The 8,552-nt window shown below is 69.4% G+C and carries 9 protein-coding genes; 5 read left to right on the top strand and 4 right to left on the bottom strand.

Going from position 1 to position 8,552, the window contains the following annotated elements; translation table 11 throughout:
- A partial coding sequence (locus tag D7X12_RS35740; protein ID WP_120629685.1) for a TonB-dependent receptor occupies window positions 1-2,623 on the top strand: 2,623 nt, incomplete at its 5' end.
- A gap of 2 nt (window positions 2,624-2,625) precedes the next feature.
- Complete coding sequence (locus tag D7X12_RS35745; protein ID WP_120629686.1) at window positions 2,626-3,810, top strand: hypothetical protein; 1,185 nt, start codon at window positions 2,626-2,628, stop codon at window positions 3,808-3,810.
- A gap of 34 nt (window positions 3,811-3,844) precedes the next feature.
- Here the strand turns inward: D7X12_RS35745 and D7X12_RS35750 are convergent, their stop codons facing one another.
- Both D7X12_RS35750 and D7X12_RS35755 read right to left on the bottom strand, forming a co-directional pair.
- Window positions 3,845-4,282 (bottom strand): YciI family protein, encoded by a 438-nt coding sequence (locus tag D7X12_RS35750; protein WP_120629687.1) that lies wholly within the window; start codon window positions 4,280-4,282, stop codon window positions 3,845-3,847.
- A 169-nt stretch (window positions 4,283-4,451) separates the two neighbouring features.
- Window positions 4,452-5,060, bottom strand: coding sequence for a TetR/AcrR family transcriptional regulator (locus D7X12_RS35755; RefSeq protein WP_120629688.1), 609 nt, complete (start codon window positions 5,058-5,060; stop codon window positions 4,452-4,454).
- A gap of 68 nt (window positions 5,061-5,128) precedes the next feature.
- Here D7X12_RS35755 and D7X12_RS35760 point away from each other — a divergent pair, with 68 nt between their 5' ends.
- Window positions 5,129-5,554 (top strand): VOC family protein, encoded by a 426-nt coding sequence (locus D7X12_RS35760; RefSeq protein WP_120629689.1) that lies wholly within the window; start codon window positions 5,129-5,131, stop codon window positions 5,552-5,554.
- Window positions 5,555-5,583: 29 nt separating this feature from the next.
- Here D7X12_RS35760 and D7X12_RS35765 read toward each other — a convergent pair whose 3' ends face one another.
- Window positions 5,584-6,318, bottom strand: a complete 735-nt coding sequence (locus D7X12_RS35765; protein ID WP_120629690.1) for a glycoside hydrolase family 16 protein — start codon at window positions 6,316-6,318, stop codon at window positions 5,584-5,586.
- Window positions 6,319-6,503: 185 nt separating this feature from the next.
- On the opposite strand from D7X12_RS35765, the gene D7X12_RS35770 reads away from it, so the two are divergent.
- Together D7X12_RS35770 and D7X12_RS35775 are read left to right on the top strand one after the other, a co-directional pair.
- Complete coding sequence (locus D7X12_RS35770) at window positions 6,504-6,953, top strand: GNAT family N-acetyltransferase (RefSeq protein ID WP_120629691.1); 450 nt, start codon at window positions 6,504-6,506, stop codon at window positions 6,951-6,953.
- Window positions 6,954-7,146: 193 nt separating this feature from the next.
- Window positions 7,147-7,413 carry a DUF6289 family protein gene (locus D7X12_RS35775; protein ID WP_120629692.1) on the top strand — a complete coding sequence of 89 codons (267 nt, stop codon included), beginning with the start codon at window positions 7,147-7,149 and terminating at the stop codon, window positions 7,411-7,413.
- A gap of 55 nt (window positions 7,414-7,468) precedes the next feature.
- On the opposite strand, the gene D7X12_RS35780 is transcribed toward D7X12_RS35775, so the two are convergent.
- On the bottom strand, window positions 7,469-8,552 hold a 1,084-nt coding region (locus D7X12_RS35780), incomplete at its 5' end, for a hypothetical protein (protein ID WP_120629693.1).

Genomic DNA, 8,552 nt, shown 5'->3' on the forward strand with positions numbered 1-8,552 from the left:
CGTGGAGGCCCCGTCTTCCCCGGTCCCTGAAGGCCCCAAGGCCCCAACGACCGCCGCGGCCTCCCTGGTGCCTCCCACGCTGCGCGAGGACGCCCCGGCGCTCGTGCCGGAGGGCGTCACGCTCACCGCCCCCGTGGTGGTGACGCTGGAGCTCACCGTGAACGAAACTGGCGACGTCACGGAGGCCGTCCCCATCCCCCCGGAGGCGCCTCCCGCGTTCGTCGCGGCGGCCCTGGACGCGGCCCGCCGGCTGCGCTTCCACCCCGCGACCTCCGAGGGAAACCCTGTCGCGGTGCGCCTGCCCTTCACCTACCGCTTCGAGCCCCCCGCGACGCCTGCCCCCCGCGCGCAGCTCACCGGACGCGTGCGCCAGAAGGGCACCCGCAAGCCGCTCGCGGGCGCCACCGTGCAGGCGGGAGACGCCACGGCGGAGACGGACGCGCAGGGCCGCTTCCGCCTGGAGCTTCCTCCCGGCGCGTCCCAGCTCAAGGTCACCGCGCCCGGCCACCAGGCGCTCCAGCTCCAGGAGACGTTGGAGGTCCGCCAGCAGTTGGAGGTGCTCTACGCGCTCGCGCCGCTCTCCGTGAACCCCTACGAGACGGTCGTGCGCGGCGACAGGCCCCGCACCGAGGTCTCCCGCGTGACGCTCCACGAGCAGGAACTGCGCGAAGTGCCCGGCACCATGGGCGACCCGTTCCGCGTCATCATGCTGATGCCCGGCGTGACGACGCTGGCCTCGGGCCTCTCCTATCCCGTGGTGCGGGGCGTGCAGCCCTCCGCGAGCGCCTTCTTCGTGGACGGCGTGCGCGTGCCCTTCCTCTACCACCTGCTCGTGGGCAACGCGGTCGTCCATCCGGACTTCATCGACACGCTCGACTTCCAGGTGGGAGTGCCCTCGGCGCGCTACGGCTCGCTGCTGGGCGGAGCGGTGGACGCGCACGTGAGCCGGCCGCGTGAGGACGGCGTGCGGGGCAGCGCCTCCGTCGACCTCATCAACAGCGGCCTCTTCCTGGAGGTGCCCTTCCCGGAGACGGGCACCACCGTCACGGCCGCGGGGCGCATCAGCTACACCGGGCTGCTCGTCACCCGCGTGGCCAACAGCCTCAACGGCCCCACCTCCACCACCTACGACGGGGTGACGTACGAGAGCCCGGGCGAGCCCAAGGTGTATGCGGACTACTGGGACTACCAGGCCCGCGTGGATCAACGCGTGGGCGAGGGCCGCGTGCGGCTGCTCGCGCTGGGCACGTCCGATGCGGTGGGCCTCTCCCCGCGCATCCCCGAACAGGACGTCGGCGGCGTGGGGCTGCTGTTCCACCGGGTGGACCTGCGCGGCCGTCACCCGCTCGCGGGCGGCGAGGCCGAGGTGGGGCTGACGCTCGGGTATGACCGGCTTGGCCTCAACGTCGCGCTGGGCGCGGACCACCCCGGCAGCTACGAGCTGCGCCAGGGCAGCATGAGCGCGCGCGCGGGCTACACGCGCGAGCTCTCCTCCTCGGTGGGCCTGGAGGTCTTCACCCACGTCGAGCGCCGGAGCGCGGACGTGGTGGCCACGGGCGTCATGCGCCCCGTGGGCCCCGTGGATGGCAAGGATGCCTTCAGCCGGCCGGGCCTGCTCGCCACCTTCGCGGGGGTGGGCACGCAGCTCACGCTCCGCCCCTGGGAGCGCTGGACGGTGGCGCCGGGCCTGCGCGTGGACAGCTACCACGGCTTCGGACTCGACACCTTCGTCGCGGTGGAGCCCCGGCTCGCGGTGCGCCACGCGCTCACGGACGCGCTCACGCTCAAGGCGGGCGCGGGGCTCTACCACCAGCCCGCCACCGTGCTGCTGCCGGTGCCCGCGGGGGAGATGCTCGCGCTGGAGCGCGGCCTGCAACGCGCGGTGCAGCTGTCGGCGGGCGCGGAGTGGCGCCCCCGGCCGGAGCTGGAGCTGTCCGCCGAGGCGTACTTCAACCCCCTGCTGCGCACGCTGGAGTTCAACTTCGAGGACGTGCTCAGCAACGTGCGCCGCCGCGGTCTGGAGGACGCGGAGGTCCAGGGACGCGGGTACACGTATGGCGTGGAGTTGATGGCGCGCCGTCCGCTGGGGCGCGACTGGTTCGGGTGGATCACCTATGGCTTCAACCAGAGCCGGCGCTTCGAGCGCTTCACGAAGCTGGGGCCACGGGGAGAGGATTTGGGGCAGGGGGAGGGGTACCTGCCGTATGTCTTTGAGCAGGCGCACTCGGTGAACGCCGCGCTCAGCTACCGCTTCGCCTTCGCCACCGTGGGGGCGGTGGCGCACTTCAACACCGGCCGGCCGGAGAGTGGTCAGTTCGGCTATCGCACCCAGCGCCCCGGCACCGACGCGGACGGGAACGAGGAGTGGATGCCCGTGGGCCGCGACGCCGTGGACCGGCTGCCCGCGTTCTTCCGGCTGGACCTGCGCGCCTCGCGCAGCTGGGTGTTCGAGAACTTCGTGCTGGATGCCTACCTGGATGTCTTCAACGTCACCGCGCGCAGCGAGGCCATCTCCTACGAGTACGGCTATGAAGCGCCGCCCGGCCAGCCCGTGGCGTTGAAGAAGAAGACGGTGGGCTTCCCCGTCATCCTTCCCACCCTGGGTGTGAAGGGGAGCTTCTGACCATGCGACCTTCGCGACTGCTTCCGCTCTGCCTTGTCCTGGGCGGCTGCGCCCTGGAGCCGGATGATCCCATCTACCTGTCCGGCACCGTGCTGGAGGCGGATGGGGCGCCCTGGCGGGGAGGGCCGCTCACGTTGATGCGCCCCCGCATCGTGGATCCCCAACCCGACGGGTACGGAGGCGTGACGGGCACGGCCCGCTACGAGCCCTGGGCAGAGGTGGTCCCCGACGCGGAGGGCCTCTTCCTCCAAAGCCTCACCGCGCGGGACGTGGGCGCGGACGGGCTGGAGCACCCCCACCCATGGACGGACGTCACCGCCTTCCAGCTCCACCTGCCGCGAACGGACGGAGGCAGGGACTTCCTGTGGTTCCAGGTCACCCTGGACGCGGATCTGCCGCCCCTGCGCGCCTGGGAGGGCCGGGTCCGCGCCGTGGAAGCACAGGGCGGCGCCCGGCTGGAGTGGGACGCGGTGGTGCCCACCGGCGACCTCCAGGCGCCGGAGTACTTCGTGCGGGTCCAGGGCGAGGCGGGCCTGGCCTGGCAGGTCCACGCGGGCAGCGCCGAGCCCTGGGTGGGGCCGTGGATGCTGGAGGACTTCGCCGTCCAGACGCGCGTGCAGGCGGTGTCCAAGGGCACGCGCGTCTGGTTCAAGAACACCTTGTTCTACAACGCCGTCGGGGAGTCGCCGCCGGTGCCGCTGCCCTTCGCCGGCCAGGTGCCCGCGAGCCGTGGCGCGGGCTGCGCGTTGGCGTCCGGCCCCTTCGAGCCGTGTCCCCTCACCGATGGCAAGCTCGAGCGCTTCCGCGTGTCCACCGAAGAGGAGCCCCTGCCCAAGGCGCTCTTCCTCGCGCTGAAGGAGCCCGTGCGGCCCCAGCGCGTCCTCGTGCGAGGGCTGGCGGGCTTCGGTGACGTGCTCCATGTGGAGGGCTCCGTGGACGGAGAGACCTGGGTGCCCCTGGGGGACAGCCCCCTCGTCCAGGAGTTCAACAAGGTGCCCTACGAGGAAGACCCGGCCGTGCGCTCCGATGACGAGCAGTACCTGGACGTGCCAGTCCGCGCGGATGCGCCCGCGGTGGGGCGCATCCGGCTGCGGATGACGAACGTGCTGTCGGACGGGACGTCGATGGCGGGCCAGTTCTCCTCCCTGCGGGAGGTGTCCGTCTTCGGCGGGCCGGCCATCGACTGAAGCGTGCTCCCTGAAGCGTGCTCCGGTGACGGAGCTACGCCTTGGGCTGCTTCTTCTCCAGCTCCTGGCGCAGCTTGTCCTCCTGCGCGCGCAGCTCGGGGGTGAACTCCTCCCCGAAGTCGGCGTCCTCGACGAAGGGGCGGATTTCGAGCTCGGCGTCCTCGCCGGGCATCGGCTCCGGGCAGCGGCGCGCCCACTCGACGGCCTCGTCCATGGACCGGACCTGCCACACCCAGTAGCCGGCGATGAGCTCCTTCGTCTCGGCGAAGGGACCGTCCACGACGGTGCGCTTGCCCCCGGAGAACCGGATGCGCTTGCCCTTCGCGCTGGGCTTGAGGCCGTCGCCGCCGAGCATGATGCCTGCCTTGACGAGCTCCTCGTTGAAGCGGCCCATCTCGGTGAGGAGCTTCTCGCTCGGCATGACGCCCGCTTCGCTGTTCTTCGTTGCCTTGACGATGACCATGACCTTCATGGGGGAGTCCTTTCGCTGGGGCGCCGTGGGCGCCAGTGGCCTGTTCGTAAAGGCGACGAGTGACGCCGGGCGGGATCGACACGCCCGAGCGGATTTTCACCACGGACTTCTTGAAAGCAAAGGGGGACAGGCTCGCTCGCCTATCCCCCTGGGGCCATGGCGGGCGCAGTCATCCGCCGGGCCGGAAGGGTTGCACGGCGAGCCCGTCGATGAGCGCCTTCAGCACGACGCGCCACTCTGTTGGGTTCGCGCCCCCTTCAATGGCAAGTGCCGCCCTGTCATAGGCCGCGCCCAGGAGCTGGGCCGTGGCATCGAGCGGCAGCGTGCGAAGGGCTTTGGCGCTCATGGCCGCGGCCACGCCCTCGCGCAGCGTCCGTCCGCCATGCAGTGCGTCAAGGGCGTCCACCTCCTGACGTCCGAGCACGGCCGGCGCGTCGACGAGCAGCAGGCGCGTCCGGCCGGGGACCGCCATCGCCGCGAGGAAGGCCTCGCCGCCCTGTATCAACGCGTCGATGGGCGGGAGGTCGGCTGGGGCCGCGCGTTCGATGTCCTCCGCGATGGCCTGGGATTCCGCTTCCACCACGGCCCGGAAGAGCGCCTGCTTGTCCGCGAAGTGGTGGTACAGCGCGCCCCTCGTGACCTCGGCCGCTGCCACCAGCTCGGGCGTCCCCGTCCCCGCGTAGGAGTGCTCGATGAAGAGCCGGCGCGCGGCTTCGATCAGCGCCCCGCGCGTCGTCTCCGACCGTTCCTTGTTCGTCCGTCGCTTGCCACGTTGCATACATGCAGCCTGTATGTTAGTTGTTTGCGTGCAGGCTGTATGTTTCCTCGGGTCGGAAGGAAAGCCCAATGAAAACGACCAGTTACTACCCGGTTCTGATGACGACGGAGGTCGCGAAGACGGCCGCCTTCTACGTCACCCACTTCCGCTTCCGGGCGCTCTTCGAGGCGGACTGGTACGTCCACCTGCAGTCGACTGAGGACGCGCGGGTGAACCTGGCCATCCTCGACGGGCGCCACGCCACGGTGCCGGAGGCGGCCCGGGGGCGGCAGGTGTCGGGCCTGCTCCTGAACTTCGAGGTGGAGGATCCGGACGCCGAATATGCCCGGCTGAAGGCGGCGGGCCTGCCCATCCTGCTGGAGCTGCGCGACGAGGACTTCGGGCAGCGTCACTTCATCACGGCGGATCCGAACGGCGTGCTGCTCGACATCATCAAGCCGATTCCACCGTCGCCGGACTTCCAGGCGCAATACACGGAGGCGGCACTGCCGTGAGTGCCGCTCCGGGGACCCGCACCTGACGTCTACGGTGCGGGGATGAACTTGAACTCCGCGATGACGATCTCAACCTCCTGGCTGTTCTTGGGCGCGCGTCCTTGGAAGAGCCAGAAGTTCATGTGGACGGGCAGGGGGTTCTGGGGAATGCGCTGGACGTAGTCCGGCGGATTGAAGAGCCAGCTGGCCATCTGGTTGACGTTGCCATCCTGGTGGCCGTGCAACGCCTGGAAGAAGACCTGCCGCGACGACCACTGGAAGCGGTGGGTGGAGTAGGTCCCCCCAAGGCTGATGGGGTAGGCCTGATGGGAGTAGGGGACGCCCGTCACCGCGGGGTACACGGCCCAGTTGCCCATCTGCGGCTGACTGCCGCCCCACTTCGCGAACTCGATATCGATTTCATTCGTGGCGTCCGGGCCCACGTCGGGACGCGTGTAGTTGAACAGGCCCAGCACCACGTTGTCGTCGAAGAGGTCCGGCCGGCCAATCACCTTGAACTGGTAGGTGCCATACCCCAGCCGCTGCTGCGGCATGTAGACCTCCGCCGTCGTCCAGCGCCCCTCACGAAAGGCAATCTTCAGGTGGAGGTGGCCGTTCGTATCGACCCAGGCGTTGCGGTCATCCCAGGTATTGGGGCCCGGGCCGCCCTGACCGGTGCGCACCTCCCATTGATAGCCCGAGAAGGAGACGCTCCTCGCCTCCGCGAGTTGAGTGAAGGCAAGGCAGGAGATGAGAGCGATACCCAGGAACTGTGAGCTGCGCATGGATGACCCCACTTCGAGAAGGGTGCCAACGTGAAGCACTCCTTCCGCCATATCCCGTCTTTCCCAGAATTGAAATGAGATTGCCCTGCCGCCCCGTCAGCACCACGGTGCTCCCGTAGAGCCCCTGCCTGCTAGGCTGGCTCGAGCCCCCTGGGCTGGAGGGAGTTCCAGTGGCGAAAGATGAAGTGACGCTGCGCGAGGTCCTCGAGGAGGACCTGCCCATCTTCTTCGAGCATCAGCAGGAGCCCGAAGCGAACCGCATGGCTGACTTTCCCGCGAGAGCGCGGGACGCCTTCATGGAGCACTGGAGGACGAAGGTGCTGGTCAATGCGCGGGGCCAGAAGAAGACCATCGTCGTCGGCGGCAGGGTCGTGGGCAATGTCGTCAGCTGGGAACAGGGCGGGCAGCGCCTCGTCGGTTACTGGGTGGGACGAGACCACTGGGGCCAGGGCATCGCCACCGCTGCGCTCCGGGAGTTCCTGAAGCACGAAACGACACGCCCCCTGCATGCCCATGTCGTCAGGCACAACCTCGGGTCGATCCGCGTCCTCGAGAAGTGCGGCTTCCGTACCGTGGACGACCCCCCGGCGGATTCCGTCGAGCCCGAGGAGGTGCTCCTCAGGCTTGACGGGTAGTCCAGGCGTGGCTCTGCGCGACGCGGGCCGCACGCGCCCGGGACCCGCGCTTCCCGGCGTCCAGAGGGTGCTCTCCGTGGAGGTGCTGCGAGCGACGCGGTGACGGCAGCGCCTGCCCACGCCGTGCAAGAAAGACAGACAGGACTCAGGAGGGGCAGGGTAGGGTTGAGAAGCAACCCCTCACGGAGGACGCATGCGAACGAGTCTTGTCGGCGGTCTGTTGGCGATGGCGTTGATGTCGGTGGGATGTGGCGGGCCCGTGGAGCAGGAAGAGGCCCCGGACCTGCGGTCGCAGAAGGCCCCGCTTCCCGACTGCTCCGTCAGCCCGGACGATCTGCGCAACTACTACAGCGATGCCGCCAAGACGGAGCTGGTCGGTCAATGGGGGTGCTACTGCGGCGGCTTGTACAACTGGGGCAACAAGTCAGGGCCCCACGTTGAGTACATCTTTTCGTGCTGACCTGAGGCGCTGCGTCAGGCCTTCCCTGAGGAGGGCCTGACGCACAGCCCGTGTGTCAGAGGCTGAGGCGCAGGCCGGCCCCCAGCTCGAAGGTGGGCGCGGCCACGGTGAAGCCCGGGATGTCCTGGCCGTTGATGGTGACGTCGGGCACGGAGAAGCCCAGCCGCAGCTCACCGCCCTTGTGGCCGTAGTGCACCGCCCCGTACGCCTCCACCGTGAGGTAGGTGAGCGCGCGGTACGTCACGTTGAGCCGGCTCGTGTAGGAGCTGTCGGACAGGTTGCCCAGCGTGAAGAAGTTGAAGGCCGTGTGGTCCCAGTCAAAGGGCTGGTTCAGGAACAGGTACGCGGCGCCGTAGTGACGGCCGACGTACAACGGCTGGAAGGCCCCCTGGGCAATCAGATACGGATAGCCCACGGAGCTGGTGTAGCCCGTCGAGTTGTAGAAGTACTCCACGCCCACCACGGCCAGGTCGTTCTGACCGTAGGCGAAGCTGTAGTTGGCGCCGCCCGTCACCTGGGGCGTGAGGCCCCCGGGGATGTACGCCTCCACCTGGATGCCATTCTGGAAGATGTCCTCCAGCGTGGTGCCTTCGGGCAGCCGGTACAGGGGCTGATCCGTGCCCTTCTTCAGGGCCAGCTCCCCGTAGACGTCGATGGGGCCCAGGGCGGAGGACAGGTCCAGGCCGAAGCGGGGCTTGCGGCCTCGCTGGGCCACGCCGCTGATGCCCACCTCCGCGGGGCCCAACACCAGCTCCGCGCGCAGGGCGCCGCCAATGCGGCTGAGGCGGTTGACGGGATCATTGCCGCCCGGGCGGGCCGGGCCCCCGGTGGGATCGACGACGGCGCCCGCGTCGGTGCCCAGGTCGTCCGTCACGGCGATGCCGTAGAAGTTCCAGCCGCGCGCCTCCCAGGGCACGTGCAGCTTCACCATGGACACGCCAGTGCGCAGGTCCACGAAGGCCAGCGGGTTCCTGCGCTGGGGGGACAGGAAGTCGGTGGGGTTCCAGATCTGCCCCGTGCCCCACTTCACGTGCTGCTTGCCCACGGTGAAGAACACCGTGCGCGCCAGGTCGAAGCGCAGCCACGCCTGATCCAACAGGACGCGCGGGTTCGACGGCGCGCCTTCTGCGGGCTGGGAG

The organism is Corallococcus sicarius (assembly GCF_003611735.1).
Lineage (GTDB): Bacteria > Myxococcota > Myxococcia > Myxococcales > Myxococcaceae > Corallococcus > Corallococcus sicarius.

Bases quoted from the DNA above. Each gene is read 5' to 3' on its own strand.
- D7X12_RS35745 (WP_120629686.1), top strand. From the start codon at position 2,626: ATGCGACCTTCGCGACTGCTTCCGCTCTGCCTTGTCCTGGGCGGCTGC.
- D7X12_RS35750 (WP_120629687.1), bottom strand. From the start codon at position 4,282: ATGAAGGTCATGGTCATCGTCAAGGCAACGAAGAACAGCGAAGCGGGC.
- D7X12_RS35755 (WP_120629688.1), bottom strand. From the start codon at position 5,060: ATGCAACGTGGCAAGCGACGGACGAACAAGGAACGGTCGGAGACGACG.
- D7X12_RS35760 (WP_120629689.1), top strand. From the start codon at position 5,129: ATGAAAACGACCAGTTACTACCCGGTTCTGATGACGACGGAGGTCGCG.
- D7X12_RS35765 (WP_120629690.1), bottom strand. From the start codon at position 6,318: ATGCGCAGCTCACAGTTCCTGGGTATCGCTCTCATCTCCTGCCTTGCC.
- D7X12_RS35775 (WP_120629692.1), top strand. From the start codon at position 7,147: ATGCGAACGAGTCTTGTCGGCGGTCTGTTGGCGATGGCGTTGATGTCG.